16 protein-coding genes and 1 pseudogene are annotated in these 14,503 nt (G+C 68.8%); 15 read left to right on the top strand and 2 right to left on the bottom strand.

Features of this window, described 5'->3' with window-relative positions:
- Positions 1 to 240 precede the first annotated feature (240 nt).
- The 15 genes and pseudogenes from Psi02_RS11210 to Psi02_RS40035 form a co-directional block, all read left to right on the top strand.
- Positions 241 to 3,168: a nitrate- and nitrite sensing domain-containing protein gene (locus Psi02_RS11210; protein ID WP_203973400.1), complete on the top strand. Its 2,928-nt coding sequence runs from the start codon at positions 241 to 243 to the stop codon at positions 3,166 to 3,168.
- Positions 3,165 to 3,587: a roadblock/LC7 domain-containing protein gene (locus Psi02_RS11205; protein ID WP_275415182.1), complete on the top strand. Its 423-nt coding sequence runs from the start codon at positions 3,165 to 3,167 to the stop codon at positions 3,585 to 3,587. The genes Psi02_RS11210 and Psi02_RS11205 overlap by 4 nt, the downstream gene beginning before the upstream one ends.
- Positions 3,588 to 3,734: 147 nt before the next feature.
- Positions 3,735 to 4,139 (top strand): DUF742 domain-containing protein, encoded by a 405-nt coding sequence (locus tag Psi02_RS11200; protein WP_203973565.1) that lies wholly within the window; start codon positions 3,735 to 3,737, stop codon positions 4,137 to 4,139.
- Positions 4,140 to 4,146: 7 nt separating this feature from the next.
- The gene (locus Psi02_RS11195) at positions 4,147 to 4,710 is read left to right on the top strand and encodes a GTP-binding protein (RefSeq protein WP_203955035.1); all 564 of its coding nucleotides are present in this window, start codon (positions 4,147 to 4,149) and stop codon (positions 4,708 to 4,710) included.
- Positions 4,711 to 5,200: 490 nt separating this feature from the next.
- On the top strand, positions 5,201 to 6,715 hold the full coding sequence (ffh, locus tag Psi02_RS11190) for a signal recognition particle protein (protein ID WP_203973399.1): 1,515 nt from the start codon (positions 5,201 to 5,203) through the stop codon (positions 6,713 to 6,715).
- A gap of 232 nt (positions 6,716 to 6,947) precedes the next feature.
- Positions 6,948 to 7,397 (top strand): 30S ribosomal protein S16, encoded by a 450-nt coding sequence (rpsP, locus tag Psi02_RS11185; protein WP_203954852.1) that lies wholly within the window; start codon positions 6,948 to 6,950, stop codon positions 7,395 to 7,397.
- A 1-nt stretch (position 7,398) separates the two neighbouring features.
- Positions 7,399 to 7,641, top strand: coding sequence for an RNA-binding protein (locus Psi02_RS11180; RefSeq protein ID WP_203973398.1), 243 nt, complete (start codon positions 7,399 to 7,401; stop codon positions 7,639 to 7,641).
- 109 nt (positions 7,642 to 7,750) lie between these two features.
- Positions 7,751 to 8,269, top strand: coding sequence for a ribosome maturation factor RimM (gene rimM / locus Psi02_RS11175; protein WP_203973397.1), 519 nt, complete (start codon positions 7,751 to 7,753; stop codon positions 8,267 to 8,269).
- Between the two features lie 13 nt (positions 8,270 to 8,282).
- Positions 8,283 to 9,107 (top strand): tRNA (guanosine(37)-N1)-methyltransferase TrmD, encoded by an 825-nt coding sequence (gene trmD, locus Psi02_RS11170; RefSeq protein ID WP_203973396.1) that lies wholly within the window; start codon positions 8,283 to 8,285, stop codon positions 9,105 to 9,107.
- A gap of 171 nt (positions 9,108 to 9,278) precedes the next feature.
- Positions 9,279 to 9,641, top strand: a complete 363-nt coding sequence (gene rplS, locus Psi02_RS11165; RefSeq protein WP_203973395.1) for a 50S ribosomal protein L19 — start codon at positions 9,279 to 9,281, stop codon at positions 9,639 to 9,641.
- A 110-nt stretch (positions 9,642 to 9,751) separates the two neighbouring features.
- Positions 9,752 to 10,600, top strand: a complete 849-nt coding sequence (gene lepB, locus Psi02_RS11160; RefSeq protein WP_203973394.1) for a signal peptidase I — start codon at positions 9,752 to 9,754, stop codon at positions 10,598 to 10,600.
- A 10-nt stretch (positions 10,601 to 10,610) separates the two neighbouring features.
- Positions 10,611 to 11,204, top strand: a complete 594-nt coding sequence (gene lepB, locus Psi02_RS11155) for a signal peptidase I (protein ID WP_203973393.1) — start codon at positions 10,611 to 10,613, stop codon at positions 11,202 to 11,204.
- A 78-nt stretch (positions 11,205 to 11,282) separates the two neighbouring features.
- On the top strand, positions 11,283 to 12,008 hold the full coding sequence (locus tag Psi02_RS11150) for a ribonuclease HII (protein ID WP_203973392.1): 726 nt from the start codon (positions 11,283 to 11,285) through the stop codon (positions 12,006 to 12,008).
- 39 nt (positions 12,009 to 12,047) lie between these two features.
- Positions 12,048 to 12,371, top strand: a complete 324-nt coding sequence (locus tag Psi02_RS11145; RefSeq protein WP_012888569.1) for a DUF2469 domain-containing protein — start codon at positions 12,048 to 12,050, stop codon at positions 12,369 to 12,371.
- Positions 12,372 to 12,432: 61 nt separating this feature from the next.
- A pseudogene (locus tag Psi02_RS40035) lies at positions 12,433 to 13,056 on the top strand (murein hydrolase activator EnvC family protein); the annotation flags it as partial.
- 47 nt (positions 13,057 to 13,103) lie between these two features.
- Here the strand turns inward: Psi02_RS40035 and Psi02_RS40030 are convergent.
- Complete coding sequence (locus Psi02_RS40030; RefSeq protein WP_239094825.1) at positions 13,104 to 13,355, bottom strand: hypothetical protein; 252 nt, start codon at positions 13,353 to 13,355, stop codon at positions 13,104 to 13,106.
- A 224-nt stretch (positions 13,356 to 13,579) separates the two neighbouring features.
- Positions 13,580 to 14,503 carry a tyrosine recombinase XerC gene (locus Psi02_RS11135; RefSeq protein WP_239094794.1) on the bottom strand — a complete coding sequence of 308 codons (924 nt, stop codon included), beginning with the start codon at positions 14,501 to 14,503 and terminating at the stop codon, positions 13,580 to 13,582.

The raw sequence follows: 14,503 nt of genomic DNA, 5'->3' as shown, positions 1-14,503 counted from the left end.
CACGGGTGTTCGGTTGGCCTCGCTGGTGTCGGTGTGCTGCAATTACCCTCGCCCGCGGGAAGTCTCTGGTGTCTCGTCTGTCACACTCGTGGAGAGTCTTCCCACCGCGCGCACATACGGCGAGAGGTTCGAAAGCCTGTGAGGACCAAAGACCCCCGGAGTGATCAGGGCCCGAGGACCGGTGTTCCGGCTGAGCGCGATCCTGGCGAGGGGAGCCGCTTCCGGTTAAGGAACTGGCGTGTGCGGTCCAGGCTCGTCGCGCTGATCCTCGTCCCCACCCTCGCGGCGCTCCTCCTGGGCGGTCTGCGTGTGCTCACCTCGGTCAACACGGCCGCCGACTACCAGCAGGTCAACGACCTGGCGCGGCTCGTCGACACCGTGGCCGTGCTCACCCAGGAGCTTCAGACCGAGCGGGACCGGGCGGCATGGAACGCCACCGTCGGCCGGACGGAGAAGACCACGGCGACGGTGACCGCCCAGATCGGCAAGGTGGACAAGGCGGCCACGTCCGTCCGGCAGCTCGCCACCAGCCTCCGGTCCAAGGTCGGAGGGCGCGCCGGCGACGAGGTCGAGCACATCATCGGCAAGCTCGACAGCCTCGAGCCGCTCCGCGAGCAGGCCGTTCGAGGGACGCTCCTCCCCGGCGCCGTGATCACCCAGTACACCCTCGTCGTCGACGACCTCCTGGCGTTGCAGGACGAGCTCGCCAAGGGCACGCAGGACGACAACCTGGCCGCGGCGTCGGTCACCCTGGCGGCCCTCGCCAAGGCCAAGGAGAATCTCTCCCTCCAGCGGGGACTGCTGGCGACCGTCCTGCCGGCCCATCGGTTCGACCAGACACAGCTGCAGGACTTCCTCGGTGCCGTCTCCGCCGAGGACAGCGAGCTGAAGGCATTCCGCAAGAGTGCGACCACGCAGGAACGGGCCGAGTTCGACAACACCGTCACCGGTAACAAGGTCGACCAGGCGGAGTTCCTCCGCACCCTCGTGCTCGACCGTGCCAACGCCGGCTTCTCGCTCGAGAATCTCGACTACACGACCAGGGACGAGAACCGCGAGTGGTTCGACTCCGTGTCGGATCCCATCAACCGGATGCGGTCCGTCGAGACCAAGCTCACCGCGTCGATCGTCGCCAGGAGCGCGACGCTCAAGGACGACGAGCAGCAGCGGGCGATCATCGTCGGCGTCGCCGTGGCCGCGCTGCTGATCGCGGTCCTGCTGTTCACCACCGGCGTCGCGCGGTCGCTCGTGGGGCCGCTGCGCCGCCTGCGCCGGGAGGCCCTGGAGATCGCCGGGCGGCGCCTGCCCGACATGGTCCAGAAGCTGCGTGAGGCCGGTGAGGCGAGTGAGGTTCCGGCCATCGCCCCGATCGGCGTGGTCGCCCGCGACGAGATCGGTGAAGTCGCCCGGGCCTTCGACGAGGTCCACCGCGAAGCCGTACGCCTGGCGGGTGACGAGGCCCGTCTGCGCAGCAACGTCAACTCGATGTTCGTCAACCTGTCCCGCCGTACGCAGACCCTGGTCGAGCGGCAACTGTCGCTGATCGACGGCCTGGAGCAGGGCGAGCAGGACGAGCAGCGGCTCGGCAACCTGTTCAAGCTCGACCACCTGGCGACGCGCATGCGCCGCAACAGTGAGAACCTCCTGGTCCTCGCCGGTCAGGAACCCACACGGCGCTGGGGCCAGCCGGTCCCGGTCGTGGACGTGGTCCGCGCCTCGCTGTCGGAGGTCGAGAACTACGAGCGGGTGGACCTCCAGGTTCAGTCCGGCGTGGCGGTGGTCGGCCAGTCCGTCAACGACGTCGTCCACCTCGTGGCCGAGCTGGTCGAGAACGCCATCGCGTTCTCGTCGGGCGAGACCAAGGTCACCGTGGCCAGTAATCGCATCGACGGCGGCGGCCTGATCATCTCGGTCAGCGACATGGGCATCGGGATGACGGGCGACGAGCTGGCCCAGGCGAACCACCGCCTCGCCAACCCGCCGGTCGTCGACGTCTCCGTCTCCCGCCGAATGGGCCTGTTCGTGGTCGGCCGCCTGGCGCTCCGCCACGGCATCCGGGTGCAGATGCGGCCGCAGGAGTCCGGCGGCCTCACCGCCATGGTCCTGCTGCCCGAATCGTTGCTCGCCGCCGCGGGCCCCGCCTACCCGGGCATGCCCCAGCCTGAGCTGACCAGCCCGATGCCCGCCGTGGGCGGCGCCGGCCAGCTCGGCGCGTCGTTCGGCGCGCCGGCTCTCGCCAGCCCCACCCCGTTCGAGGCGATGCCGCGGACGCCGGTGTACGGAGCGGACGAGCCCAGCGTGGCCAGGAGCGGCGGTCTGGAGCGCGGGCCGTTCGAGACCTTCGCCCGCGATCCGTTCGACCCCACGCCGTTCGAACGAGGCAGGGAGCAGGATCCGTTCGCGCGCGACCCCTTCGACCCCAGCCCCTTCGCGCGTGGTCCCGAGCCGGATCCGTTCGCGCGCGACCCGTTCGATACCGGCGCCTTCGACCGGAGTTCCTTCGAGCCGAACACCTTCGGGCAGCCCCGGGTCGGCGAGGCTCCGGTGGACACGCCGTGGCCGGGTCATCTGCCCTCTCCGGGAAGCGGGTCGTGGCCGGCGCAACAGCAGCAGGACAACGGCGGCTGGTCGGGACGACCCGGCCGAGGCCCGTTCAACGGGGATGTCGACAACACGGGTCCACTGCCTGTGGTGCGGACCTCGCCAATGGAGGCGGAGGAGGAGTTCTTGCCGATCTTCGCGGCTGTGGAGTCCGACTGGTTCAAGAAGGTTGACACGCAGATCGAGAAGACGGACTCCGGCGTCGACCCGGTGGAGAACAAGGCATGGTCCTCTCCGGCCGACGCAGGCTGGCAGGCGGCCAAGGCGGCCAGCGAGCCCGCGCTCGGAGGCGTGACCTCTTCAGGGCTGCCCAAGCGCGTACCCAAGGCGAACCTGGTGCCCGGCTCGGCCACCGCCTCCGCTCCCGAGTCCGTCGCGACTCCCGTGAGCTCCCCCCCGCCCGTGCTCTCGCCCGATCGGGTGCGGAGCAGGCTCTCCAGCTTCCAGCAGGGAGTCAGGCAGGCACGGGCGGCCGCAAAGGGAGACACGAACGAGGAAATGGGCTACCCCGGGGCGGTGCCACTGGGCGAGAACGGTGCCCACGGCACTGAGAAGGAGGACCGATGAGGGAAATGAGCCAGGCCGCACGCGGCATCAACTGGTTGATCACCGATTTCGTCAATAACGTGCCTGGAGTGGCGCACACCGTGGTGGTGTCGTCGGACGGGTTGCCGTTGGCGTACTCCGACGGGTTTCCGAAGGATCGGGCGGATCAGCTGGCCGCGGTTTCCGCGGGTTTGATCAGCTTGACCCAGGGAGCCTCCCGGGTCTTCGAAGGCGGACCCGTGACCCAGACGGTGGTCGAGATGCAGCGGGGCCTGCTGCTGATCATGTCGATCAGTGACGGATCCTGTCTCGCGGTGCTGGCCTCGGCCGACTCCGACATGGGTTTGGTGGCCTACCAGATGACATTGCTGGTCGAGCGTGCGGGTCAGGTGCTGACGCCGGCGGTTCGCGCCGAGCTTCAGTCGTCTCATCCCAGGTGACATGTGGTTCGAAGCGGTCGAGCCTAGGGCGGAAGAAGCGGCCTGAAAGCGAGGCGGCCAGGGGGTCAGTGAGTTCCCGAGCGAGCACGAGCAGGTCAGGAGGACGTTGTGGCAGGCGGCGGCTGGAGCAATGAGCCATATCCGCCGGTGGACGACGCCCACCGGTACTACGGCGGCACGAACCCGGGTCAATCGACCCCGCCCCCTTCGCCGGAGCGTAGCTCTCTGGTGCGCCCCTATGCAGTGACCGGGGGGCGGACTGCCCCTCGCCTCCAGCTCGCCATGGAGGCACTCGTGTCCTCCGCCACGTCCATCCACCAGGATCTGTCCATCCTGACCCCGGAGCGTCAGGCGATCAGCTCGCTGTGCCGTCAGGTGCGGTCGGTGGCGGAGATCTCCGCTCTGCTGCGGATGCCGCTGGGCGTGGTGCGCGTGGTGGTCGGGGACATGGCGGCGGAAGGGCTGGTGCACGTGCACCAGCCGCAGCTGGACGCGGGTAAGCCGGATCTGAACTTGCTGGAAAGGGTGCTCAGTGGACTTCGCAGGCTCTAGTCGTGGGCTGACTTCGACGAAGATCGTCGTTGCGGGTGGTTTCGGCGTGGGCAAGACCACCTTCGTCGGAGCGGTGTCGGAGATCGTCCCGTTGACGACCGAGGCGGTGATGACCGACGCCTCGGCGGGCATCGACGATGTCGGATTGACGCCGCACAAGACCACGACGACGGTGGCGATGGACTTCGGCCGTGTGTCGCTGGATCAGGATTTGATCCTTTATTTGTTCGGAACGCCTGGCCAGCACCGATTTTGGTTCATGTGGGACGACTTGGTACGCGGTGCGATCGGCGCCGTGGTGCTGGTGGACACGCGGCGGCTCGCCGACAGTTTCCCTGCGGTGGACTATTTCGAAGAAGCCCAGTTGCCGTTCGTGGTGGGCCTGAACGGCTTCGGCGGGCACCACCCGCACAGTGAGAACGAGGTGCGCGAGGCGCTCACCCTGTCCTCGCACGTTCCGGTCGTCCGGACCGACGCCCGCAACAGGGACTCGGTCAAGGGCACGCTCATCACGCTGGTCGAGCACGCGCTGACCATGCGGGTCGCCGTCCCCGACGGGAACCGCGCGTAGTCGTCGCCCGGGCCGAGAGCGCGTGCTCCGCTGTCGTTCCCGCATGATCGGCGTTTGGGACTCGATTCCGCGCACTCCTGGGACTCCTCCGCTCTGTGCTGCTGCCCATGGCGAACCGGTACGCACCTGAGACCAGGAGTTAGGCGATAGTCGGCTTCGTCGCCGTGCTGGCCGCGTGGCTGCTGGTCAGAGCACTGGAAACCCCAATGAGGCGGCAGTATGTCGCGAGCTTGGCCCTGCTCGGACGGTTCCGTCTCCATGCTCCGCCGCTGGCCGGCGTCCACGCCGTCGCCTGCCCCTGCCGGCTCTCCGGCGTCGCGATTCTTCCTCCAGAGAGGCCGCGTCTGACCGTGGCGGCTCCCGTCCAAGGCGTATGCGGCCGATGACGTGATCGCGGCGGCCCGGGCGCGCAGGCCGTCTGGACGGATAGGCTGGGGGACACGACGCTTAGTCCACTGACTGTTCACTTGCTTCGAGGCTGGCCAATCACGTGTTCGAGACGCTTTCCGACCGGCTGACTTCGGTCTTCTCCTCCCTTCGGTCCAAAGGCAGGCTTTCCGACGCCGACATCGACGCGACCTGCCGTGAGATTCGCATCGCGTTGCTCGAGGCGGACGTCGCGCTGGCGGTCGTCAAGGATTTCGTGGCGCGGATCAAGGAGCGAGCCCGCGGAGCCGAGGTCTCCCAGGCACTGAATCCCGCCCAGCAAGTCGTGAAGATCGTCAATGACGAACTGATCGAGATCCTCGGTGGCGAGACGCGGCGGCTGCGCTACGCCAAGACGCCGCCCACCGTCGTGATGCTCGCCGGTCTCCAGGGATCGGGCAAGACGACCCTCGCGGGCAAGCTCGCCAAATGGCTGCGGGACCAGGGTCACGCTCCGCTGCTCGTCGCCTGTGACCTCCAGCGTCCCAACGCGGTCCAGCAGTTGTCGGTCATGGCCGAGCGGGCCGAGGTGGCCGTCTTCGCGCCCGAGCCGGGCAACGGAGTCGGGGACCCGGTCGCGGTCGCCAGGCAGTCGATCGAGCACGCCAGGCGGCAGCAGCACGACGTGGTCATCGTCGACACCGCGGGACGGCTGGGCATCGACCAGGAGCTGATGCGGCAGGCCGCCGACATCCGCGACGCGATCAGCCCCGACGAGGTGCTGTTCGTGGTCGACGCGATGATCGGTCAGGACGCCGTCAGCACCGCCCAGGCGTTCATGGACGGGGTCGGCTTCGACGGCGTCGTCCTCACCAAGCTCGACGGCGACGCCCGCGGCGGCGCCGCCCTGTCCGTCCGGCACGTCACCGGCCGTCCGATCATGTTCGCGTCGACGGGTGAGAAGCTCGCCGACTTCGACGCGTTCCACCCGGACCGCATGGCGGGCCGGATCCTCGACATGGGTGACATCCTCACCCTGATCGAGCAGGCCCAGAAGACCTTCGACGAGCAGGAAGCCGCCAAGATGGCGGAGAAGCTCGTCTCCGGGGACGGCTTCACGCTCGACGACTTCCTCGAGCAGATGATGATGGTCCGCAAGATGGGCCCCATCAAGAACCTCCTCGGCATGATGCCCGGCATGGGGCAGATGCGGGACCAGCTCAACCAGGTCGACGACCGCGATCTGGACCGCATCGCCGCGATCATCCGCTCGATGACCCCCGGCGAGCGCCAGGAGCCGAAGCTCATCAACGGCTCGCGCCGCGCCCGCATCGCGAAGGGCTCCGGCGTGACCGTCACCGAGGTGAGCGGACTCGTGGTCCGTTTCTTCGAAGCGCAGAAGATGATGAAGCGGATGAGCCAGGGCATGGGGATCCCCGGCATGCCGGGAGGCCGGAACAAGGCGCAGAAGGCGCAGAAGGCCAAGAAGGGCCGCCGTGTGAGCGGCGACCCCCGCAAGGCGGGGCAGATCAAGTCCGGGGCGGAGGAGACCCCCCAGCCTCGTGGCGGCGCGCTCGGCAATCTGCAGCTTCCGCCCGGGTTCGACCCGTCCAAGTTCAAGCTCCCCGGCCAGCAGTAAGCCTTCTCCGGCCGCCGATCCGCGTCTCGATCACGAATTCGTCGACGTCACATCGGCGGCGATTGGCCGAGCACCTGTGAGTGTCTGGCAGAATGTCTAGCTGGAACATCGTGGCCATGGCGGGTGCCCTCTCACCCCCGCCGGTCGCGTCTGTCCCTCGGGCGGGCTCTCATCGTGCCCCACTCGATGAGACACCGCTCACCCACGCTCTAATGCAGGAGAGACCACACCCGTGGCAGTCAAGATCAAGCTCAAGCGGCTCGGGATGATCCGTAACCCGCAGTACCGCATCGTCGTCGCCGACAGCCGCACCAAGCGTGACGGCCGTGCGATCGAAGAGATCGGCCTGTACCACCCGAAGGAGCACCCCTCGCGCATCGAGGTGAACTCCGACCGGGCACAGTACTGGCTGAGCGTCGGCGCACAGCCGACCGACCCGGTTCTCAAGCTTTTCAAGCTGACCGGCGACTGGCAGAAGTTCAAGGGCGAGGCCGCTCCGGCGCCGCTCCTGGTCGCCGAGCCGAAGGCCGACCGTCACGCCGCCTACGAGGCCGCGGCCAAGGAGTCGCTGTCCAGCGACACCGGTGCCGCCACCACGCCGAAGAAGGCCAAGAAGCCGGCCAAGGCCGAAGAGACCACTGAGGCGCCCGCCGCCGAGGAGAAGCCGGAAGGCGGGTCCTGAGGTGCTCGAGGAAGCCCTCGAGCACCTGGTTAAGGGCATCGTCGAGCATCCCGACGAGGTCCGGGTCCGAGCCCGGCGCATTCGCACCGGGCGCGTCCTCGAGGTTCGGGTACATCCCGAGGACCTCGGCAAGGTAATCGGCCGCGGGGGCCGTACGGCGAAGGCGCTGCGCACCGTGGTGACCGCCTTGGCCGACGGCAAGTACGTGCGGGTCGACCTGGTCGATCTGGACGAGGCCCGCTGAGTAGAACCGTACGGCCGGGGGACCCTCATGCGAGGGTCCCCCGGTTCGTTTCAGGGGCCGTGACGACGTCGCGACCGAGGTTCCACAGACGTTCGGAGGAAGGCGACAAGTGCAGCTAGTCGTGGGCAGGATCGGCCGGCCGCACGGAGTGCGGGGCGAGGTCACGATCGAGGTGCGCACCGACGACCCCGAGCAGCGTTTCGCCCCTGGTACGGCTCTGGCCACCGAACCCGCAGGTCTGGGGCCGCTCGTGGTCGAGCGGGCTCGCTGGAACGCCGGGATCCTGCTGCTCGCCATCGCCGGCGTGCACGACAGGGACGCCGCGGAGACGCTGCGCGGCACGCTGCTGGTGGTCGACTCCGCCGACATCCCCGCGCTGGACGATCCGGACGAGTTCCACGATCACCAACTCGTGGGCCTCACCGTCGTGACGACCGACGGGGAGAGCGTGGGGGAGGTCGCCGAGGTCCTCCACCACGGCCAGGACCTGCTGGTGGTGCGCCGCCCGTCCCGGGACGAGGTCTACGTGCCGTTCGTCAAGGCGCTCGTACCCGAGATCGACCTCGAGAAGGGCCTGCTCGTCGTCGCCGCCCCGCCGGGCCTGTTCGATCTCGGCGAGTCGGAGTAGGGAGGCCGGGCCCGTGCGCGTCGACATCATCTCGATCTTCCCGGAGTACTTCGCGCCGCTGGACGTCTCGCTCATGGGCAAGGCCCGCGACCGCGGCATCCTGGACATCCGGCTGCACCAGCTCCGTGACTGGGCCCGCGACATCCACAAGACCGTCGACGACACGCCGTACGGCGGCGGCCCCGGAATGGTGATGAAGCCGGAGATCTGGGGCGAGGCGATCGACGCCGTGGTCGCCCAGGGCCGGCCGGAAGGCGACGTGTCGGTGCCGCCCCGGATGATCGTGCCCACGCCGAGTGGCCGGCCGTTCACCCAGGAAGTGGCGCTGGAGTACGCCAGGGAGCCCTGGCTGCTGTTCACCCCCGCCCGTTATGAGGGCATCGACTCCCGGGTCATGGCCGAGTACGGCTCCCGCCTGCGGGTCGACGAGGTCAGCATCGGCGACTACGTCCTGGCCGGGGGAGAGGCGGCCGTCCTCGTCATCGTCGAGGCCGTCGGCCGCCTGCTGCCGGGGGTCCTCGGCAACGCGTGCTCGGTCTCGGACGACTCCTTCGCGCCGGGGGCGATGGCCAACCTGCTGGAGGGGCCCGTCTACACCAAGCCGCCCGTGTGGCGTGGCCGCGAGGTGCCGGAGATCCTCCTGTCCGGCCACCACGGCAAGATCGCCCGGTGGCGCCGCGACGAGGCGTTCCGCCGTACCTTGGAGAAGCGGCCGGAACTCCTCGCGAGACTCGACTCCGGAACCCTGGACGCGCACGACAGGCGCGTCCTGGAAGAGCTGGAGCGCAAGGCTTCCGGCGACGCGTTTCGCGCGGGGCCGGAAGATATGGCAAACTGAGTCGCTGCTGCCGATTTTCATTGTGGCGGCGTGACCGGGCGAGGCCCGGTCCACAAACAGTACGTAGCAAGTCAGACGTATCAAGCCAAGCGTGCGTGTCCCCCTCGCTGCCGACCTTCCCAGATCGGCCGGGCGGACCTCCGCGCGCCCATGTCAAGAGGAACCGCTGCCATGCACACGCAGATCCAGGAGCTCGAGAAGGCCGCTCTCCGGAGTGACGTACCGGCGTTCCGGCCCGGCGACACGCTGGAGGTCCACGTCCGCGTCGTCGAGGGCAACCGGTCCCGTATCCAGGTGTTCAAGGGATTCGTCCTGCGCCGCCAGGGCGGTGGCGCCCGTGAGACGTTCACCGTTCGCAAGGTCAGCTACGGCGTCGGCGTCGAGCGTACCTTCCCGGTGCACAGCCCGGTGATCGAGAAGATCACCGTGGTCACCCGCGGCGACGTCCGCAGGGCGAAGCTGTACTACATGCGTGACCTGCGGGGCAAGGCCGCCCGCATCCGCGAGAAGCGCGACGCGCTCCCCGCGAAGTAGACCAGGCCGTGACGATGGCCCGTGCCAGGTGGCGCGGGCCATTTTCTTTTTGCCGGTGATGCCGAGTCCCCGGCGGTGACTGCCAGGGACATCATTTAGGCTCAGCACCGATGACTAACGAGGGGCAGGAGTTCGAAGTGCACCTGCCCGCCGAGGACGGGGTGGACGTGGTCGCGGAAGACACCCAGCAGGCCGCCAAGGGCGGCGAGGGGAAGAAGGGCTCGTTCTGGCGGGAGTTGCCCGTCCTGATCGTGGTCGCGCTACTCCTCGCGCTGCTCATCAAGTCGTTCGTGGTCCAGGCCTTCTACATCCCTTCTGAGTCCATGGAGGACACCCTCCTCAAGAACGACAGGGTGCTCGTCAACAAGCTCGTCTATCGCGTGCGTGACATCGAGCGCGGTGACGTCGTGGTGTTCAGCGGCGTGGACTCCTGGGATCCCGAGATCCAGCTGGAGGAGCCGTCGAACCCCGTGGCCGCGTTCTTCCGGTGGGTCGGCACGGCGTTCGGCGTGGTCCCGGGGGAGAAGGACTACATCAAGCGGGTCATCGGCGTGCCCGGCGACACGATCAAGTGTTGCGATGCCCAGGGCCGGGTCACGGTGAACGGCACCGCGATCGACGAGAAGGCCTACCTCTACCCCGGTGATCAGCCCTCGCAGAGCGACTTCGAGGTGAAGGTGCCGCCGGACCGGCTCTGGGTGATGGGCGACCACCGGTCGGTCTCCCTCGACTCCCGGTCGCACGTCGGCGATCCGGGCGGCGGGACCATCCCCATCGACAAGGTGATCGGGCGGGCGTTCGTGATCGTCTGGCCGTTCGACCGGGCGAAGATCCTGCCGATTCCCGAGACGTTCTCCCAGCCCGCGCTCCAGGTCGCGGCCGGAGCCGCCCCCTTGGCCGCCGGGTTCGCCGGAGCGATCCCGATCATCGCGTTGCGCCGCCGCCTGACCAGGCGATAGCCGGCTCATCATGGCCGAAGAGAAGGACCCCCCGGCGGCGAAGCGCTCAGGCACTCGGGAGTCGATCCTGTTCCTGCTGGGCGGCGTCGCCGTGGCGGTCCTCGTCCATGTGTTCGCGCTGCAGTCGTTCTACATCCCGTCCGAGTCGATGGAGAACACGCTCCTCATCAACGACCGGGTGCTGGTGAACAAGCTCGCCTACCGGTTCGGTGACGTGGATCGCGGCGACATCGTCGTCTTCAAGGGCTGGACGGGAGAGGACACCATCAAGCGGGTGATCGCCAAGGGCGGCGACACCGTGAGGTGCTGCGACGCGCGGAATCGGATCACGGTCAACGGCACCCCCCTCGACGAGCAGGGCGGCTACGTGTACCCGGGCGCCTCTCCCTCGGACGGGCGCTTCGACGTCAGGGTCCCCGCAGGCCGTCTCTGGCTGATGGGCGATCACCGCGACGACTCCCAGGATTCCCGGTCGTTCGTCGACGACGGGCACGAGGGGACGATCTCGGAGGATGACGTGATCGGCCGGGCCTTCGTCCGCTATTGGCCGCTTTCCCGCGGATCCTTCCTGTCCCCGCCCGCGACTTTCTCGGCAATCCACTGAGCTGACCTGCGCTCGCCCCGATCGAGTGCGCTCTCGCCGTACCGCAGGGCCCGAATGGAGCGTAATCTGCTTGTCGTCATGACAGCTGCGTATCGCCCGCGACCCAGTGTCGTACGGCGGGATTCGGGACTCTACGGCTACGAGCGTGCTCTCGCCCGACGAGGGCTCACGCCCGTCGCCGGGGTGGACGAGGCCGGGCGGGGAGCCTGTGCCGGGCCGCTGGTGGTCGCGGCGGTGGTGCTGGGCCGGGAGATCGACGGTCTGGCCGACTCCAAGCTCCTGACCGAGGCCGTGCGCGAACGCCTGTACGATCAGGTTCTCGCCTCGGCCAAGGCCGTGAGCGTCGTGGTGATACCTCCGGGGGAGATCGACACGCGCGGCCTGCACAAGTGCAACATCGCCGGCATGCGCAGGGCCGTGGCCGGTCTGGAGATCGATCTCGGATATGTGCTGATCGACGGGTTTCCCGTCCCCGGTCTTCCCGTCCCGTCGCTCGCGGTGTGGAAGGGCGATCAGGTCGCGGCCTGTGTGGCGGCCGCGTCGATCGTGGCCAAGGTGACCAGGGACCGCATGATGCACAATCTGGACGGTGTCCACCCCGAGTACGGCTTCGCCGAGCACAAGGGGTACGTCACGCCCGCTCATCGGCGGGCTTTGGGCGTTCACGGACCGACCGCGCATCATCGGTTCTCGTTCGTGACGGTGGCGAGGGTGACTCGTGGCTCGCCGCTCCGGGATGCGAGCCCATGGGCCAGGCAGGATGGGGACATGCGCGAGAATGAGGTTGGGGCCGGTGTCGTCTGAGAGGGCGATCTCGACGGGGAGTGGAAGAGGAGGACCGGGATGAGCGCGGAGGATCTCGAAAAGTACGAGACCGAGATGGAGTTGCAGCTCTACCGGGAGTACCGCGACGTGGTCGGGCTGTTCACCTACGTTGTCGAGACCGAGCGGCGCTTCTACCTGACCAACTCCGTGGATCTCGATGTCCGCACGGCTGAGAACGGGGATGTCTTCTTCGACGTGAAGATGCAGGACGCCTGGGTGTGGGACATGTACCGTCCGGCCAGGTTCGTCAAGAACGTCCGAGTTGTCACCTTCAAGGACGTCAACGTCGAAGAACTGGCCAAGCCCGATCTCGAGATGCCCAAGGAGGGTTTCTCCAACTGACGGCCGGCCCGGGCTGACGGCCTGCAGGCTGGTGGTCTGCTCGCATGATCAGCTCAGGCCGATGGTCGGCTTAGGTCGGCGACGGCCTGCTCGCGCGATCAGCTCGGGCTGGTGGTCTGCTTACGCGGTCAGCTCAGGTCGGCGGCCTGTTCGCATGCCCACGCTTGTCTGCTCACGCAGGCCGGTCGTCCACAGAGCGGCGTTCGGCGGCTTCCGGCCGCAGGTCTTGGCGCAGTGTTCTGGCATGCGTCGCGCTCACTTGATCGTCTTCGGGCTGCTTCTCTTCCGTGCCGTCCTGGTTCTGTCCGCTGGCCTGGCTGTGTCCGCTGGTCTGGCTCTGCCCGCCGTCCTGGCGGCGCCGGCGGCCGCCGAGACGGCGGATCCGCCCGAGTGGCGATGGCCGGTCGAGGGTGGGCGAGCTGTGACGAGACGCTTCGACCCTCCGGCTGAGCCCTGGCTCGCCGGGCACCGGGGGGTCGACGTCGCGGCGCGGCCGGGCGCGGAGATCCGTGCCGCCGGGGCCGGGACCGTGGGTTTCGCCGGATCAGTCGGCGGCAGGGGCGCTGTCACGATCGTCCATCCGGGTGGGCTCCGGACCACCTACCTTCCGGTCCGCCCCACGGTACGGCCGGGCCAAGCCGTGGCGGCGGGGGAGAAGATCGGCGTCCTGGAGCCCGTGACGGGTCACTGCCGGGTGACATGCCTGCACTGGGGCCTCCTGCGGGGAGAGAGCTACCTCGACCCGCTTGTCCTGTTCGGCTCCGGCCACGTGCGCCTGTTGCCCAGGTGGGGAGGCCGGGTGCCCCTGCGGCTCGCGCTTCGGGTCCGCGGTCGCGTGGCCCCGAGTGCCGCCGACCGGCCATGGTCGCCGTCGGGGGTAGGGCCGGTCTCATCCACGGCACCCTCACCGTCGAGACCGTCGAGACCAGGGCCGAACTCGTCCACGGCACCGCGGTCGTCGGGGGCGCGGCCGGTCTTGTCCACGGCGGACTCCCTGTCGGGCCCGTCGAGTTTGTCGGGATCGTCGGGTCTGTCGGGACCGGCAGGATCGGCGGAGTCGGCGGGCCGTCACGCCGTACCGGCGAGTCTTCACACCGTGCCGGCCGGAGCGGCGGCCGCCTTCCTGATGGGAATCCTGACCGTCCGCCGAGCGCGGCGCGGGGGCCTCGGCTGTCGAGCTCTGCCCGCGAGAATGCCCGCGAGAACGGTCAGGCGCGGGGGTGGGCCTGGCGGTAGGCGGTCCTGAGCCGCTCGATCGAGACGTGGGTGTAGACCTGGGTGGTGGCCAGGGAGGCGTGGCCGAGCATCTCCTGGACGCTGCGCAGATCGGCGCCGCCTTCCAGCATGTGCGTCGCGGCCGTATGCCGGAGCCCGTGCGGCCCCATGTCCGTGGTCTCCGCCCGGCCGAGGCGGGCGTGCACGACACGCCGCACGGTGCCCTGATCGATGCGGCCGCCCCTGACTCCGAGGAACAGAGCGGGGCCGGTGCCCTCGCGGATCCACAGCGGGCGGCCCCGGACGCACCAGGCGTCCAGGGCGCGGAGAGCCGGAAGCCCGAAGGGCACGGTGCGCTCCTTGCGCCCCTTGCCCATCACCCGCAGGGTCGTGCGTTCCCGGTCGACGTCGTCCACGTCGAGCCCGCACAGCTCGCTCACCCGGACGCCTGTGGCGTACAGGACTTCCATGATCGCCTGATCGCGGAGGTCCTTGGGATCGCCGGGCCCGTCAAGGGCGAGCACGGCTTCGGCCTCCGCCTGGTCGAGGACGGCGGGCAACGACCGGTTCGACTTCGCGGTGCCCAGGAGCAGCCCGGGATCCACGGCCAGCCAGCCCCGGCGGTGGCAGAAGGCCGTGAAGACCCGGGCGCAGGCGGTGCGGCGTGCGAGAGTCGCACGGGAACGCCCCGCCTGGTGCTGATCGCCGAGCCAGTCCCGCAGGGCGCTCACGTCCAGGGTGTCGAGGCTCGCATGACCGGCGGCCCGGAGATGACCGAGCAGTGAGGTGATGTCCCCGACGTAGGCCCGCACAGTGTGCGGCGACAGGTCCCTTTCCAGGCGCAGATGCCGCTCGAACAGGGCCAGGACGGCTTCAGCCGTCTCCCCGGTGCCGCGGACCACGATGTCGCCGGTCAT

This window comes from Planotetraspora silvatica (genome assembly GCF_016863315.1).
Classification (GTDB): domain Bacteria; phylum Actinomycetota; class Actinomycetes; order Streptosporangiales; family Streptosporangiaceae; genus Planotetraspora; species Planotetraspora silvatica.
The sequence above is the reverse complement of the archived record's forward strand: the minus strand, read 5'-3'. Positions and strand labels throughout refer to the sequence as shown.

What these genes read in the sequence shown, in the direction of transcription:
- Psi02_RS11205 (WP_275415182.1), top strand. Translation starts at nt 3,165, where the DNA reads ATGAGGGAAATGAGCCAGGCCGCACGCGGCATCAACTGGTTGATCACC.
- rplS (WP_203973395.1), top strand. Translation starts at nt 9,279, where the DNA reads ATGCACACGCAGATCCAGGAGCTCGAGAAGGCCGCTCTCCGGAGTGAC.
- lepB (WP_203973394.1), top strand. Translation starts at nt 9,752, where the DNA reads ATGACTAACGAGGGGCAGGAGTTCGAAGTGCACCTGCCCGCCGAGGAC.
- lepB (WP_203973393.1), top strand. Translation starts at nt 10,611, where the DNA reads ATGGCCGAAGAGAAGGACCCCCCGGCGGCGAAGCGCTCAGGCACTCGG.
- Psi02_RS11150 (WP_203973392.1), top strand. Translation starts at nt 11,283, where the DNA reads ATGACAGCTGCGTATCGCCCGCGACCCAGTGTCGTACGGCGGGATTCG.
- Psi02_RS11145 (WP_012888569.1), top strand. Translation starts at nt 12,048, where the DNA reads ATGAGCGCGGAGGATCTCGAAAAGTACGAGACCGAGATGGAGTTGCAG.
- Psi02_RS11135 (WP_239094794.1), bottom strand. Translation starts at nt 14,503, where the DNA reads ATGACCGGCGACATCGTGGTCCGCGGCACCGGGGAGACGGCTGAAGCC.